The sequence below is a fragment of the Hymenobacter glacialis genome, from assembly GCF_001816165.1.
Lineage (GTDB): Bacteria > Bacteroidota > Bacteroidia > Cytophagales > Hymenobacteraceae > Hymenobacter > Hymenobacter glacialis.
In genome coordinates this window covers 1-14,954 of sequence record NZ_MDZC01000054.1, presented here as the reverse complement: position 1 = coordinate 14,954, position 14,954 = coordinate 1, and the positions used below count along the sequence as shown (strand labels likewise).

11 protein-coding genes are annotated in these 14,954 nt (G+C 61.7%); 4 read left to right on the top strand and 7 right to left on the bottom strand.

All coding sequences use genetic code 11. The features are described from left to right. Positions 1–50 precede the first annotated feature (50 nt). A complete protein-coding gene (locus tag BEN48_RS07390; RefSeq protein ID WP_070733957.1) occupies positions 51–2,732 on the top strand; it encodes a TonB-dependent receptor in 2,682 nt (893 codons plus the stop codon). 138 nt (positions 2,733–2,870) lie between these two features. Here the strand turns inward: BEN48_RS07390 and BEN48_RS07385 are convergent, their stop codons facing one another. The 4 genes from BEN48_RS07385 to xseA form a co-directional block, all read right to left on the bottom strand. Then, positions 2,871–3,284, bottom strand: coding sequence for a response regulator (locus tag BEN48_RS07385; protein WP_083320856.1), 414 nt, complete (start codon positions 3,282–3,284; stop codon positions 2,871–2,873). Further along, the gene (locus BEN48_RS07380) at positions 3,281–4,102 is read right to left on the bottom strand and encodes a sensor histidine kinase (protein WP_070733955.1); all 822 of its coding nucleotides are present in this window, start codon (positions 4,100–4,102) and stop codon (positions 3,281–3,283) included. Before BEN48_RS07380 ends, BEN48_RS07385 begins: the two co-directional genes overlap by 4 nt. Positions 4,103–4,380: 278 nt before the next feature. Then, positions 4,381–4,683, bottom strand: a complete 303-nt coding sequence (xseB, locus tag BEN48_RS07375) for an exodeoxyribonuclease VII small subunit (protein WP_083320854.1) — start codon at positions 4,681–4,683, stop codon at positions 4,381–4,383. 217 nt (positions 4,684–4,900) lie between these two features. Further along, the gene (gene xseA / locus BEN48_RS07370; protein WP_070733954.1) at positions 4,901–6,097 is read right to left on the bottom strand and encodes an exodeoxyribonuclease VII large subunit; all 1,197 of its coding nucleotides are present in this window, start codon (positions 6,095–6,097) and stop codon (positions 4,901–4,903) included. 276 nt (positions 6,098–6,373) lie between these two features. Here xseA and BEN48_RS07365 point away from each other — a divergent pair, with 276 nt between their 5' ends. Both BEN48_RS07365 and BEN48_RS07360 read left to right on the top strand, forming a co-directional pair. Continuing rightward, positions 6,374–8,425, top strand: coding sequence for a M13 family metallopeptidase (locus tag BEN48_RS07365; RefSeq protein WP_070733953.1), 2,052 nt, complete (start codon positions 6,374–6,376; stop codon positions 8,423–8,425). 150 nt (positions 8,426–8,575) lie between these two features. After that, positions 8,576–10,675, top strand: a complete 2,100-nt coding sequence (locus tag BEN48_RS07360) for a M13 family metallopeptidase (RefSeq protein WP_070733952.1) — start codon at positions 8,576–8,578, stop codon at positions 10,673–10,675. Positions 10,676–10,972: 297 nt separating this feature from the next. Here the strand turns inward: BEN48_RS07360 and BEN48_RS07355 are convergent, their stop codons facing one another. The 3 genes from BEN48_RS07355 to BEN48_RS07345 form a co-directional block, all read right to left on the bottom strand. After that, complete coding sequence (locus tag BEN48_RS07355; protein WP_070733951.1) at positions 10,973–11,695, bottom strand: peptidylprolyl isomerase; 723 nt, start codon at positions 11,693–11,695, stop codon at positions 10,973–10,975. A gap of 108 nt (positions 11,696–11,803) precedes the next feature. After that, on the bottom strand, positions 11,804–12,970 hold the full coding sequence (locus BEN48_RS07350) for a zinc dependent phospholipase C family protein (protein ID WP_125932523.1): 1,167 nt from the start codon (positions 12,968–12,970) through the stop codon (positions 11,804–11,806). Positions 12,971–13,230: 260 nt separating this feature from the next. After that, positions 13,231–14,529 carry a metal-dependent hydrolase family protein gene (locus tag BEN48_RS07345; RefSeq protein ID WP_083320853.1) on the bottom strand — a complete coding sequence of 433 codons (1,299 nt, stop codon included), beginning with the start codon at positions 14,527–14,529 and terminating at the stop codon, positions 13,231–13,233. Positions 14,530–14,600: 71 nt separating this feature from the next. Between BEN48_RS07345 and BEN48_RS07340 the strand changes: the two genes are divergently transcribed. Next, a complete protein-coding gene (locus BEN48_RS07340) occupies positions 14,601–14,855 on the top strand; it encodes an acyl-CoA-binding protein (protein ID WP_070733949.1) in 255 nt (84 codons plus the stop codon). Positions 14,856–14,954 lie beyond the last annotated feature (99 nt).

Here is a 14,954-nt window from a genome sequence, read left to right as displayed (position 1 = left end):
AGCTGTATATTTGTTGTCCCCGGAGTGTGCCGGGTGCTCTTTATACAGGTATGAAGCACTTTTTTACTGTTTTAGTTACGGTTCTATTTGCGCTGCCGGCGCTGGCGCAGAATACGTTTTCCATTCGGGGGCGCGTTCTCGACAAGGTGACCGGCGAAACCCTGCCCGGGGCCACGGTGCAGGTAACGGGCAGCGGCCAGAACACCGGCAGCGGCGCCGATGCCGACGGCTCCTTTAAAGTCCCCAACCTGCCCGCCGGCACCTACACGCTGCAGGCCAGCTTCATTGGCTACAAGCCGCTGACCCAAACCGTTAAAATAACCACCCAGAACGTGGTGGCCTCCTTTGCCTTGAGCCCCGACAACGCCAGCCTGGAAGAAGTGACCGTGGTGGCCGCCCAGGCCCAGGAGCGGAGCACGCCCGTAGCCTTTTCGGCCGTGAGCGAGGTGAAGCTGCGCGAAACCCTCTCCAACCGCGACCTGCCGATGATTCTCAACGAAACGCCCGGCGTATACGCTACGCAGCGCGGCGGTGGCACCGGCGACTCGCGCATCAACGTGCGCGGCTTCGACCAGCGCAACGTGGCCGTGCTCATCAACGGCGTGCCGGTGAACGACATGGAAAACGGCAACGTGTTCTGGTCGAACTGGGACCTGGGCGACGTGACTAAGTCGCTGCAGGTGCAGCGCGGTCTGTCGGCGTCCAAGATTGCCGTGCCCTCGGTGGGCGGCACCATCAACGTGCTCACCAAAGGCTTCGACGACAAGAAATCGGTGCTGGCCCGCGTGGAAACCGGCTCCAACAACTACCAGAAATATTCGCTCATGCTCAGTTCCGGCCAGCTTAAGGGCGACTGGGCGTTCACGGTCTACGGCTCGCGCCGTACCTCCGACGGCTGGGTGGACAAGGCGTTTGACGACGCCTACACCTACTTCGGTACTGTCAGCAAGCGGGCGGGCAAACACAGCCTGTCGCTCACCGGCATGGGTTCGCCCCAGAAGCACGGGCAGCGTTCTTTCCCCGCGCAGGTAGGGGTGTATTCGGATGAGAAAGCCCGCGAAATCGGGGCCAAGCCCGTTATTAATGGCAACCGCGGCTTCCAGTACAACCCGTATTGGGGCACGCTGGACCGCTACAGCCTGGGGCCGAATGGCCAGAAAACCAGCCGCGGCCAAGAGGTCCTGAACGAGCGCACCAACTTCTACCACAAGCCCCAAGTGAACTTCAACGACCTCTGGCAGGCCACCGACCGTCTGTTTGTGTCCACGGTGCTGTATGCTTCCTACGGCACGGGCGGCGGCTCCAGCGGCCTCACCGCTTCCAACTCCACCACCATTGCCCAAAACAGCGCCACCGGTCAAACGGATTTCCAGAAGATTTACGACGACAACATCGGCTTGCCTACGGCCAACAACCCCAACCCGAACCCCACCCGCCGCGCCACCCAGTTCCTGATAAACAGCGTGAACAGCCACCGCTGGTACGGCTTTGTGGTGGGCGGCGATTACCTGGTGAATGACAAAGTAACCTTCTCGGCGGGCGTGGACGGCCGCAACTACACGGGCCTGCATTACCGCGAAATCCGCGACCTGGTGGGGGCAGATTTCGCGCTGGCACCCGCCTCGGGCCGCGACCGCAACGCTGACCCGGCGGCCCGCCTGCAGGTAGGCGACAAGCTCGGCTACAACTACGACGGCAAAACCCGTTGGCTGGGCGGCTACTCGCAGCTCGAATACAAGACGCCGCTGCTCTCGGCGGTGGTGAGCGCCACGCTTTCGCAGGTGGCCTACAAGCGCATCGACTACTTCCAGCTCAAGCAGGCCGATGGTAGCTTCGTGGAAACCGACTGGACCCGTTTCACGGGCTACAGCGTGAAGGCCGGTGCCAACTACAACATCACCGAGCACGACAACGTGTTTGCCAACGTGGGCTACAACAGCAAGGTGCCGTTCTTCAACCTGCTGTATACCAACGCCGGCCGCAAGTACGACAACGTGCGCCCCGAAGGCATTTCGAGCGCCGAAATAGGCTACGGCATTTCGTACCCCAGCCTGAAAGTGACCCTGAATGCCTACTACACCCTGTGGTCCAACAAAACCACTACCTCCTTTTCCAATGCTTCCGGCGAAGCCGTGTACAGCAACGTGCGCAACGTGAACGCCCGGCACGCCGGCGTGGAGCTGAGCGTGGCGCAGGAAATCAGCCGCCGCCTGCAGCTGAACGCCGCCATTTCCATGGGCGACTGGCGCTGGACCGGCAAAGGCCTGCTCAACCAGACCAAGGAAGACGGCTCCTTTGTGAACCCCGACCTGGTAGACCAGCCGGTGTTCCTCGACGGTACCCACGTGGGCGACGCCGCCCAGAACCAGTTCCAGATTGGCCTGCGCTACGAGCCGTTTCGCGGCGCCTACATCCGCCCTTCGTTCCTGCTCTTCACCAAATACTACGCCGACTTCAACCCCGAAACCATCCTCGACCCCGCCAGCAGCACCGATTCGTACCGCCTGCCCACCACCCGCAACTTTGACTTGCACATGGGCTACGAATTCAAACCCGTGCTCAATAACAAGGTGCGCCTCGGGCTAAAAGGCTCCGTGCTGAACGTGTTCAATGAGTTTTACTTCACCGATGTTTCGAACCGGGCCGCTGCTAACAACGGCAGCCTCGACTTGCTGCAGGCCTTCTTCAACCGCGGCCGCACCTTCACGGTGGGCCTGTCGGCCACGCTCTAAGCAACGGCTGTCGCTGGCTTAAGCATCAAAAAAAGCCCCCGCTTCCTATTCAGTATAGGAAGCGGGGGCTTTTTGATATAGTACAACAGGCGCAGCAGCCACGCATTAGAAACCGCACGGGTGCTGCCGCCGTGGCCGCTACTGGCCGGTACTGGCGGCGGCGGCCAGCACGGCGCTGCGCATCTCCTCGGGCGAGGTGTTTTTTACGAGGTAGCTGTGGGCACCTTCGGCCAGCACGGTGCTCACCAGCGAAGGGTCGTCGTGCATGGAGATGATGACCACGCGCACCGCCGGAAACTGGGTGCGCAGCAGGCGGGTGGTTTGCAGGCCGTCGAGAATGGGCATCTGCATGTCCATCAGCACCACGTTGGGGCGGCTGCCCTGGTCCAGCAGCTCGAGGAGCTCCTGGCCGTTGCCGGCTTCGCACACCACCTCAATGCCCACGTAGCCGCTGAGCAGCGCCCGCAGCCCTTTGCGAAACAAGATATGGTCGTCGACGATGGCTAGGCGAACTGGCACGGCCCCGGCCGCAGGAGTAGAAGTAGGTCTCATGAATTGAGCGTAAAAGAAGGGGCGGGCGTGCCGGCTGGCAGCAGCGTAACAGGCAAAATAGCCTCTACGCGGGTTCCCACCCCTGGTTCGGAATGATAATGCAATTGGCCCCCCAGCACTGCCACACGGCTGCGCAGGTTGATGAGGCCCATGCCCACGGGCTGGCCGTGAGGGCCGGGCGGGGGCAGTTCTTCCAGCGCCGCCAGGTCGAAGCCCTGGCCGTCGTCGGAATAAGTAAGGGTGAGCAGGCCGGGCACGGCGCCCACGCGCAGCACAATGTGCGGGGCGTCGGCGTGCAACAGGCCATTGGTGAGCAGCTCCTGCGCAATGCGGTACACCATCAGTTCGTGTGGCGGAATGAGGCGACCCAGGGGTCCTTCCTGCTCCAGGCGTACTTCGGGGCCGCTTTCGGTGGGCACGGCTTGCACCAGCGCGCGCATGGCCTGGGCCAGGCCCAGCTGCTGCAGCGTAGCCGGCTGCAGGTTGCGCGATATGCGGCGTACTTCGGCCACGGCTTGGTCAATCAGGGCGCTGGCTTCGGGCGCGGGCGGGCTGCCCGGCGCAAACAGGTGGAGCTTGGCAAGCGCCAGAATGGTGCCCACGCCGTCGTGTAATTCGGCGGCAATTCGCTGCCGCTCGTCTTCCTGCGCTACCAGAGCTGCGGCCAGTGCCTGCTGCTGCGCCGCTTCCTGCAGCTGGGCCAGCTCCTGCTGCTGCCGCAGTTGTATCCGCTGGTAGCGTACCACAAACCACACCAGCCCAAGCACCAGCAAGAGCAAAGTAGGCGTTAGAAGCAACAGGGGTAGAAAGTCGGTCACATGCAGGCACCTGCCGGACAGGTAGCACAAAAGAAGAGAAAAAGAATCAGTCGGTCAATAGAATACGGGGGCAACTCAAGGCGTGTAGCGTACACGCAACGGTTCAGGTTGCGTTTTTTTTTGCAATGAATTGGCACAGGAAGTAGGGACGCAAGTTGGTGCGTGTCTACTCCATAAAAACTGACATTAACACACTTTGGAACAATTATATAAAAAGAAGTTTGTATTGGATGAAGAAGCAAATGTAAGCACCTAATCGAGACTGTTTGTTGGGGTTTTTACCAACTGCGACCGGGCCCGCCGCGCAGGTCATCGTGCTCGTCGTTTTCGTCCTCATCAGCGGTTTCTTCGGCTTCCTGGTCGTCGTCGTCTTCGGCCAACTCGTCGGCCTCGTCTTCGTCGTCCAGGGTGTCGAAAACGCGGTCCAAGGATGCTTCGGCGTGGCGCAGCTTGTGGCGGCACAGCCGGATTAATTCAGCCGAGCGCTCGACGCGGGTGGTGAGGTCGTCCACGTCCACGGCATCGGTTTCGAGGGCGCGCAGGATGGTTTCCAGTTCCTCGATAGCTTCGCGGTAAGTCATTTTATCAGTTAACAGTGAGCAGGTATCAGTGAGCAATTATGAAGAGTTGACTACGGGTTTGGCGGGCGTCTGCTATTGGTTAACTGCTCACTGTTAACTGATAACTGACAAAGACGCAGCTCGGCCCGGTGCAGGTGGCGCTCCAGCACCAGCTGCAGCTGGAAGCGGCGGCGCAACAGGTTTTCGCGGCGCCGCCGGTGGTGGCGCGCGAAGCGGCTCAGCAGCCGGCGGCCGCGTTGGCGCAGGCCGCGCTGCTCCCGGGCAGCGCGCGGCGCGCGCGGGGCAGCTGGTGCCGGTAGCGGCCCAGGCGCTGGGTTAGTTGGCGCAGCTGTTCGCGGGGGCCCTGGGCGGCTTGGCGGGCGCGGGCGTGCAAGGCATCGCGGGCCGCATCGAGCTGCCGGTGGGCGGCGTAGCGACTGCGGCCGCTGAGTTGGTCGAGGCGGGTATGGGATTGACTGAGCTGGCCGCGGGCCAGGGCCACCACCCGCTCGCCATAGCCCATAAACGCAGCTTCGAGCCGGGCCAGCCGCTCCACCAAAAATACGGCCAGGGCGGTGGGGGTTTTCAGGGCGCGGTGGGCCGTGAGGTCCACCAGGGCCTCGTCGCGCTCGTGGCCAATGCCGGTGAGCACCGGCAGGGGAAACGCGCCCACGGCCGCCGCCAGCCCGTATTCATCAAAAGCCAGCAAGTCGGTGCGGCTGCCGCCGCCCCGAATAATCACCACGGCGTCGAACTGGCTGCGGCGCGCCCGCACGCCGTCCAGCGCAGCGCGGATGCTGGCCGGAGCGTCGTCGCCCTGCATGGCCGCCGGAAACAGCGTGAGGGCAAAGTCATAAGGCGCTTCGTCGAGCTGCTGCACAAAATCCTGGAAGCCCGCCGCCGTGGGCGAGGAAATAACCGCCAGCCGCTGCGGCGCCAGGGGTAGCACCAGCAGCTTCTGGCGTTCCAGCAGGCCTTTTTCCTCCAGCTGCCGCAACGTTTTCAGGCGTAGCAGGGCCAGCTCGCCCACGGTGTAGCTCGGGTCAATTGCCGCCACGTCGAGGCTCAGCCCGTACTGCTCGTGGAAGCGCACCTGCACCCGCAGCAGCAGTTTCAGGCCGGCACGCAGCGGCTGGCCGGTGTGGTGCTCAAAGGCTGGCGCCAGCTGCTGGTAGCGCTGGCTCCAGAGCGTAGCGCGGGCCTGCGCCTTAATGGGGGTGCCGCGGCTATCGATGGTTTGCTCGGTGAGGGTGAGGTAGCAGTGGGCCCCGGCAAAGCGCGGCACGGTGAGCTCAGAGACTTCCGCCACCACCCAATAGGAATTGGCCAGCTGCTGCTGCAGGGCCTGGCGCACGCGGCCCAGCAGGTCGGCCAGGCCCAGCGGCGGAGGCGGCAGGGTAGGGGGAAGCTCCGGGCGGCGGTTGTAGAGCGGCATGGGCGCAAGTTACGGGCGAGGGGCGTAGCGGTGCTGGAAAAACGCGCACTCCCCACCTTTTTTGAGGAGGGGACGCTGGCGCGAAGCGCCAGCTGGGGTGGTGAAATCGTTGAACGATAACCGAATAACCTGCGACCAGCGCCGTCCCAACAGGTGGAATATGGCGTCATGCTCATGTTTTCTGTTTGGTTAGGTTCTTTAACCCTGCTCTGCAACCGCTGCGAAAGCCGGGTGTCTGTAACTTCACGGCATCATTTCCCATCCCAACACTCTTATATGATTGTAACTGTAATTGCGCGTCGGCTTAGCCTGGCCGTGCTCGGACTAGGCAGCCTGGTTTCCAGCACCGCAATGGGCCAAACCGCCCAGAAAGGCGTTGGCATCACCATCGCCAACATCGACCAGTCGGTAAAGCCCTGTGAAGACTTTTTTCATTACGCTTCGGGCAACTGGCTGAAAAACAATCCCATTCCGGCTGCTGAGTCGCGCTGGGGTTCTTTCAACGAGCTGGCCGATGCCAACAACGCCACCCTGCGCGCCATTCTCAACGATGCCGCCGCCAACGCCGCCAAGGCTCCCAAGGGCTCCAATGCCCAGAAGGTAGGCGACTTCTTCGCCTCGGCCATGGACTCGGTGGCCATTGAACAGGCCGGCCTGAAGTACCTGCAGCCGCATCTGAACCGCATTGCGGCCATTAAAGACCTAGGCGAGATGCAGCGCTTTCTGGCCGACCCCAAGGCGCACGCCGGCAGCGTGTGGTACGGTTCCTACGTGGGCCAGGACGAGAAAATCAGCACGCAGTACGCCGTGCAGATGGGCCAGGGCGGCCTCACGCTGCCCGACCGCGACTACTACCTGAAGGACGACGCCCGCTCGAAAGCAATCCGCAGCGCCTACGACACCTACCTGGTGAACACCTTCAAGATGCTGGGCGACAGCGAGGCCACGGCCAAAAGCAATGCCGCCGCCGTGCAGCGCATCGAAACCCGCCTGGCCAAGGCCAGCAAGAGCCGCGTGGACCTGCGCGACCCCTACGCCAACTACACCAAAATGACGCTGGCGCAGGCCAACGCCGCCTACCCCAACCTCAACCTGCCGCTGGTGCTGAAGGAAAGTGGCCTGGGCGCGGCCAAAGAGGTGATTGTGGGCCAGCCCGACTTCATGAAGGAAGTGAGCGCCATGCTCAAGGAAGAGCCCATTGCCGACCAGAAGCAGTACCTGCGCTTTCATCTGGTGAGCAGCGTAACGGCCGCGTTGCCCAAGAATTTCGGCGACGAGAGCTTCCGGTTTTCGCAAACCCTGACCGGGGCCAAAAAGCAGCAGCCGCGCTGGAAGCGCACGTTGCGCGCCACCGACGGCGCCCTGGGCGAGGCCTTCGGCCAGCTGTACGTGGACAAAGCCTTCTCGCCGGCGGCCAAAGCCAAAGCCAAGGAGATGATTGAAAACCTGCGCGTGGCCTACGCCGAGCGCATCAAGGCCACGGACTGGATGAGCGCCGCCACCAAAAAGGAGGCCCTGACGAAGCTCAACGCCTTTGTGGTAAAGATTGGCTACCCCGATAAGTGGAAGGATTACTCCAAGCTCAGCATCGGCCGCGAGTCCTACCTCAACAACTTGCTGGCGGCTCGCGTGTGGGCCAACCAGGACCAAATCAGCCACTTCGGCAAGCCCATCGACCGCAACGAGTGGGGCATGACCCCGCCCACGGTGAATGCCTATTACAACCCGCCGATGAACGAAATCGTGTTTCCTGCCGGCATCCTGCAGCCGCCCTTCTACGACCCCAAGGCCGATGATGCCGTGAACTACGGCGGCATCGGCGCCGTGATTGGCCACGAAATGACGCACGGCTTCGACGACCAGGGCCGCCAGTACGACTCCAAAGGCAACCTGCGCGACTGGTGGACCAAAGAAGACGCGGACAAATTCAACGCCAAGGCCGACATTGTGGGCAAGCAGTACGACGCCTTCATGCCGCTCGATTCGGTGCACGTAAACGGCAAGCTGACCATGGGCGAAAACCTGGCTGACCTCGGCGGCCTCACCATTGCCTACGCTGCGTTTAAGAAAACGCCCCAGGCGAAGGCTGGCAAAACCATCGACGGCTTCACGCCCGAGCAGCGCTTTTTCTTGGGCTATGCCCAAATCTGGCGCAACAACTCCCGGCCCGAAGCCCTGCGCCAGCAGGTGCAGACCGACCCGCACTCGCCCGCTGAGTTCCGGACCAACGGCCCGCTGATGAACATGCCCGAGTTCTTCGAAGCCTTTGGCTGCAAAGACGGTAGCAAGATGATGCGCCCCACGGCCGACCGCTCTAAAATTTGGTAGTCAGCTGGAGTAAACAATAGAAAAAGGAAGGATGAAGGACACCGGCGCAATTGCTACTCCTGCATTCTTCCTTTTCTTTTTTTGAATTTTTCAACGCTAAATGGCCGTTGTAACTTGTAGTTCGTAATAATTCGCTCTTTTAAAACTCTTATGTATCAATTCTCTTTTGTGCGGCGCGCGGCTTTTTCCGCGGCGCTGCTGGGGTTGGTGGCCTCCGCGGCTCAAGCCCAAACCAAGGTGAAAACAAAGTCCAGCGCGGGCAAGCAGAAGACCGTGGTACCGGCCATCACCGCCAAGCCCGGCATTGGCATTAATACCGCCAACATCGACAAGTCGGTGATGCCCTGCGACGACTTCTTTCAGTACGCCTCCGGCACGTGGCTGAAGAACAACCCCATTCCGGCTGCCGAGACCCGCTGGGGCTCGTTTAACGAGCTGGGCAACAGCAACCAAGCCATTCAGCGCCGTATTCTTGAAAAATCGGCCGCCGACCGCACGGCCAAGCCCGGCACCAACGCCCAGAAAGTGGGCGACTTCTACGCCGCTTCGATGGACAGCATGGCCATCGAAAAAGCCGGCCTGAAATACCTGCAGCCGCGCCTGGCCCAAATCAATGCCATTCAGGACCTGGCCGGCATTCAGCGCTACCTCGCCGACCCCAAGGTGTTTGCCAAGGGCTGGTACGGTTTCGGCGTGGCCCAGGACAGCAAAAACAGCAGCGAGTACGCCGTGCGCATGGGCCAGGGTGGTCTTTCGCTGGCCGACCGCGACTACTACCTGAAGGACGATGCCCGCTCCAAGGCCATCCGCAATGCCTACCAGACGTACCAGGTAAACGTGTTCAAGTTGCTGGGCGACGACCAGGCCACGGCTGAGAAAAACGCCGCTGCCGTGACCCGCCTCGAAACGCGCTTGGCCAAGATAACCCGCACCCGCGTGGCTCTGCGCGACCCCAACGCCAACTACAACAAGATGACCGTGGCGCAAGCCACGGCCGACTACCCCAACCTCAACCTGCCCCTGCGTCTCAAGGAAAGCGGCCTGGCCAGCGCCACCGACGTGATTGTGGGCCAGCCCGAGTTCCTCAAAGAAGTGAGCGCCATGCTGAAAGAGGAGCCCATTGCCGACCAGAAGCAGTATCTGCGCTGGAACCTGGTGAGCAGCGTGACCGCCGCGCTGCCCAAGGCTTTCGGCGACGAGAACTTCAAATTTGCGCAGGTAACCACCGGAGCCAAGCAGCAGCAGCCCCGTTGGAAGCGCGCCCTGCGCGCCACCGACGGCGCCTTGGGCGAGGCCTTCGGCCAGCTCTACGTAGACGAGGCCTTCAGCCCCGCTGCCAAGGCCCGCGCCCTGCAGATGGTGGAAAACATGCGCGTGGCCTACGCCGAGCGCATCATCGCCACCGAGTGGATGAGCGCCGCCACCAAGGCCGAAGCACTGAAGAAGCTCAACGCCTTTGTGGTGAAAATTGGCTATCCCGACAAATGGAAGGACTATTCAGCGCTGAACATTAGCCGCGAAAGCGCTCTGAATAACCTCTTCGCCACCGCCGAGTGGTCGGCTAAGGAGCGTTTGGGTAAGTTTGGTAAGCCCATTGACCGCGGCGAGTGGGGCATGACCCCGCCCACGGTGAATGCCTATTACAGCCCGCCGATGAACGAAATCGTGTTTCCGGCCGGCATCCTGCAGCCGCCCTTCTACGACCCCAAGGCCGATGATGCCGTGAATTACGGCGGCATCGGCGCCGTGATTGGCCACGAAATGACCCACGGCTTCGACGACTCGGGCCGCAACTACGATTCGAACGGCAACCTGCGCGATTGGTGGACCAAAGAGGATGCCGACAAATTCAACGCCAAGGCAGCCGTGGTAGGCAAGCAGTTTGATGCTTTCTCGCCGCTGGATTCGGTGCACGTGAACGGCAAGCTGACCATGGGCGAGAACCTGGCCGACTTGGGTGGCCTCACCATTGCCTACGCGGCGTTCATGAAAACCCCGCAGGCCAAAGCCGGCAAAACCGTTGACGGCTTCACGCCCGAGCAGCGCTTCTTCCTGGCGTATGCCCAAATCTGGCGTTCCAACTCCCGCCCCGAGGCCCTGCGTCAGCTCATCCAGACTGACCCGCACTCGCCCGGCCAGTACCGCACCATCGGTCCGTTGCAGAACATGCCGGAGTTCCACAAGGCCTTTAGCTGCAAGGATGGCGACAAAATGGTGCGCTCCGGTGCCGACCGCGCCAAAATTTGGTAAGCTTATTGCTTAGTGCTCATTGAATCAAGATTGAGAAATTGTTCTCCCTCTTGATAGAAGAAGGCCCGTTCCCCTTGGGGACGGGCCTTTTTATGTGCCCGGCCCCGCCGTTCTGGTTGCAGAATCCGGCAGGTATTGCCCGGGTTTAGCAGTTGGGTTGCCTTCCTGTCGCCTATTAAGGCGTTGTCGAAACTAGTGCCGCCTACGCGTTCCACCATGCCAGCGGCCTCGTCACGTGGTGGGCGGCCTCCATGGCACCGGGCTGCCGACCTGAGCGGCCGGCCATCGGGCCAAGACTTATTTCAATACCTCCACCTTAAGCGAAATGTCCTTAACTGGCCATTTGTCGGGCTCTACGGGCTCATTGGCAATTTTATCCACCACGTCCTGGCCTTCCAGTATTTCCCCGAACACGGTGTATTGGCCATCGAGCGAGGGCACACCGCCCACGGTGGCGTAGGCTTTTACCTGGGCCGGGGTGAGCTTGCGACCAGCCATAGCCTGCGACTGGTTGGGGTCGAGCTTTTCGCCCACCACAAAGTAGAAATCAGTGTTGGAAGACAGGCGGCCGGGGTTCTGCTCGTCGTCGTAGCGGGCCATGCCCAGGGCACCTTTTTTATGAAAGTGGTCGGGCCGAAATTCGGGTGGCAGGCGGTAGCGCTTCAGTCGAATGGTGCGGGCGCCGTAGGTCTGGCCGCCCTGCACGGCAAAGTCCTTCACCACGCGGTTGAACATGGTCTCGTCGAACACGCCCTTGCGGGCCAGCAGCAGGAAGTTGGCCTTGTGCACGGGCGTGTCGTCGTAGAGCTTCACCCGAATGTTGCCCAGGCGCGTCTTAATAAGCACTTCCGAGCCGGGGTGCTGGCGCCCGTAAGCCAGTAGCGCGGCGGGCGCGGCGCTATCGGTGAGGGTGGCCAGGTCGGGGCCGGGGATTTCCCGGGCCGCCGCGGTGGGCGCGGTGGCGGGCGGCGCCTGGTTGCAGCCAGCAGCCAGCAATAGCAGAAGAAAGAGGCGTTTCATGGCGCAAAGTACATCCTGGGCATTGTAGCCCGCAGCGGGTGCGGAAGAAGGCGCAGAACGTTCTGCGCCTCCTTCCGCACCCGCTGCGGGCTAAGAAAAACAGAGCGCCTACTTCGGGACGCCGCCCTTCTGCTTTATTTTCTCGGTGCCGTCCTTGCCCTTGGTTTTCACCTTGAGCTTATCAACGGCCGGAACCGGCTCTGTGGGAGTGGAAACCGGAGTTGGTGCTGCGGCTTCGTCGGGCGTGTCGGCCATGTCCTTCGCCGACTTGATTTCGTCGACCACTTCTACCTTCTTGGGTTTTTGCTGGGCCAGCAGCAGCTGGTTCTGGCTCAGGGTCTTGTTTTTCCAGGCCGCCAGTTCGTTGCTGAGCTTCTCCTTCTCCTCCTTGGAGATTTTGCTGGGGGTCATCAGCTCGTTGAGGTTTGGCTTGCCTCCGTCTTGCCAGGCCGTGAGCCAGAGCGACGAAATCATGGTGGGCGCGCCCTTCAGGCGGTAGTTCACCATGCCCCCCACCGATTTGTCGTAGGCATCGGCGAAGGCATCGGAGTAGCGCCGCGACGTTTTGCCGTTGCGGTGCGTGAAGGTGAAGCGCACGTCAGGCTTCATGGTCTTTTCAATCTTGGTGGCGCGGTCAAACGTCTCGCCCACAAAACCGAAGCTTTCCTGCAGCACGCCCCAAATGGCCGCCAGCGGGTCTTTCACGTACTTGGCCGGCTCACCCACCAGGTTGTAGCCGTTGATGAACCGCTCAGGCAGCTGGCTTTCCCAAAGGCTGTGCAGGCCTTTCTGGTCGGTGAGCTGGCCGTCGTAGTTGACGGTGGTGTGCAGCGGCACAAAGGCATCGCCCACGTAGTGGCTCAGCTCGGCCGAGTACCGGATGATGCTCACCGTGTCGCGCATCCGAAAGGCTTCGGTGAGGTTGTTCTGCGTTTCCAGCACCGTCCACGGCACGGTGCCGTACTTCTTTATCGTGTCGGCCGAGAATTTCTCCACGGCCTTGTCGTAGTTACGGGGCATGCGCCCAAACGGGTCGGACTCCGAGTAGTGGTCGATGTCGATGAAGTGCTTGGGCGCTTCGGTGGGGTCGGTGTTGCGGCGCTCGTCGGGCGAGGTGCTCAGGCGCACAATTTCGGCCATGTGCCGGTAGTAAAAAGCCTGCATCGACGTGGGCAGCTCGTATACCGCTATCTGCGTGATGGTGCGATGACCAAAGAAACCCCAGGCGCCGGCAGTACCGTGGGCGAGCATTAGCGCCGCAAGCAATAGCGGCAAGAGGGTTTTTTCATGAAAAATAGAATGATTTTTGGGCGGAAATAAGTTGCCCTCGCCAAAGTTCGGCACTGGTTTTCATATTCACCCCGAATGCCTCGCGCGACATTTGCATCGAGCTATAAACGACTGTTATGTAGTGCAGTGTATGCAGGCTACTGCCTGCGATAACACGTTTCAAACTCGCCCACAACCAAAAGCGGGAGAAGGAACGGGCCTGTGCAAGCCCGTTCCTTCTCCCGCCGTACCGCCGCAGCGCCGCGCTACTCCTGCCGGTACGTCTTGCCGGCCTTCATCACGAAACGCGGCCGCATCATGGCCGAAATATCCTGCAGTGGGTCGCCATCCACCGCCACTATATCGGCCAGCTTGCCCACTTCCAGCGTGCCCAGGTCGCTGCTGCGGCCCAGCAGCTCGGCGGCGCTCAGCGTGGCGCTTCGGATGGCCTCTACGGCCGGCATGCCCGCCTCGGTCATGTAGCCAAACTCCAGCGCGTTGGCGCCGTGGCGGAACACGGCGGCGTCGGTGCCGAACGCAATTTTAACCCCAGCCTTATAGGCCCGCCCGAAGGTGCCCTGCAGTTTGGGGCCAATGGCCAGCGCCTTGGGAGTCACCAGCGGCGGGTAGTAGTTCGGGTTTTTAGCCGCGGAGTCGGCCACCGACTTGCCCGCCGTGATGGTGGGCACGTACCAGGTGCCGTATTTCTTCATCAGCTTCATGGTTTCGTCGTCCATCAGTGTGCCGTGCTCGATGCTGGTGACACCGGCCCGGATGGCCCGCTTCATGCCCTCGGCGCCGTGGGCGTGGCAGGCCACGGCCAGGCCCAGGTCGCGGGCGGTTTCCACCACCGCCCGGATTTCGGCCTCGGTCATCTGCGGGGCCGAGCCGTCTTTGGCCACCGAGAGCACGCCGCCGGTGGAAGCTATTTTGATGAGGTCGGCGCCGCGCTTGTACTGTTCGCGCACCGCCTGCCGGCCCTGGTCGGGTCCGTTGATGATGCCCTCGGCCGGGCCGGGCACGCCCATCAGGCTGGCGCGGTAGCCGTTGGTGGGGTCCATGTGGCCGCCCGTGCCCGAAATGGCCTTGCCCGCCGTGACGATGCGCGGCCCCACCACCAGCCCGCGGCTGATGGCGTTGCGCAAGCTCACGTTCACGCCCGAACCGCCCATGTCGCGCACCGTGGTAAAGCCTGCCATCAGCGTCTTGTTGACGTATTCAATGGCTTCGTAGGCCACATCGGCGGGGTTTTGGGTGATTCCTTTAACGAAGTTTTCCTTGCTGGTTTCGCTTTCCACGTGCACGTGGCAGTCAATCAGGCCGGGCAGCACGGTGCGGTTGGTCAGGTCCACCACCTTGTCCTGGGTGCCGGCGGCGGCGGTGTAGCCGCTCTGCAAGGCCACAATCCGGTCTTTTTCTACTACAATGGTTTGCTGGCTCAGCAGCTTGCCGCTGCGCACATCCAGCAGGCGCCCGCAGTGCAGGTAGGTCTTTTGGCCAAAAGCAGCGGGGGCCGTGAGCAGGAGCACGGCTGTGGCCCAGGTGTGAATAGATTGGCGCGTCATACGTTTGCTTAAGTGAGCTGCCAAGGTACAACGGGGCTCACTACTTAAAACAACAGCATTTCCCCTTTCTCATGACCACCCAGGAAGATTTCGACGCCGCCAGCCAGCGCGCCCAGCAGCTGCCCACCAAACCCTCCAACATGGTGCTGCTGCAGCTCTATGGCCTCTACAAACAAGCCACCGAAGGCGACGTGACCGGCGACCGGCCCGGCGGCTTCGACTTCAAAGCCATTGCCAAATACGACGCCTGGACCGGCCTGCGCGGCACCAGCAAAGACGCTGCCCGCCAGCAGTACGTAGACCTGGTAACCCAGCTGGCGGGGTAGGCTGGCCTGGTCAGCTTGTAAAACCCGACGGTCATGCTGAGCGTAGCCGAAGCATCTCGCGTGCCACCACTAACTCAATCATTGGAATTAGTGGTGCAC

Bases quoted from the DNA above. Each gene is read 5' to 3' on its own strand.
- BEN48_RS07355 (WP_070733951.1), bottom strand. From the start codon at position 11,695: ATGAAACGCCTCTTTCTTCTGCTATTGCTGGCTGCTGGCTGCAACCAG.
- BEN48_RS07390 (WP_070733957.1), top strand. From the start codon at position 51: ATGAAGCACTTTTTTACTGTTTTAGTTACGGTTCTATTTGCGCTGCCG.
- xseB (WP_083320854.1), bottom strand. From the start codon at position 4,683: ATGACTTACCGCGAAGCTATCGAGGAACTGGAAACCATCCTGCGCGCC.
- BEN48_RS07340 (WP_070733949.1), top strand. From the start codon at position 14,601: ATGACCACCCAGGAAGATTTCGACGCCGCCAGCCAGCGCGCCCAGCAG.
- BEN48_RS07365 (WP_070733953.1), top strand. From the start codon at position 6,374: ATGATTGTAACTGTAATTGCGCGTCGGCTTAGCCTGGCCGTGCTCGGA.
- BEN48_RS07360 (WP_070733952.1), top strand. From the start codon at position 8,576: ATGTATCAATTCTCTTTTGTGCGGCGCGCGGCTTTTTCCGCGGCGCTG.
- BEN48_RS07385 (WP_083320856.1), bottom strand. From the start codon at position 3,284: ATGAGACCTACTTCTACTCCTGCGGCCGGGGCCGTGCCAGTTCGCCTA.
- BEN48_RS07345 (WP_083320853.1), bottom strand. From the start codon at position 14,529: ATGACGCGCCAATCTATTCACACCTGGGCCACAGCCGTGCTCCTGCTC.
- xseA (WP_070733954.1), bottom strand. From the start codon at position 6,097: ATGCCGCTCTACAACCGCCGCCCGGAGCTTCCCCCTACCCTGCCGCCT.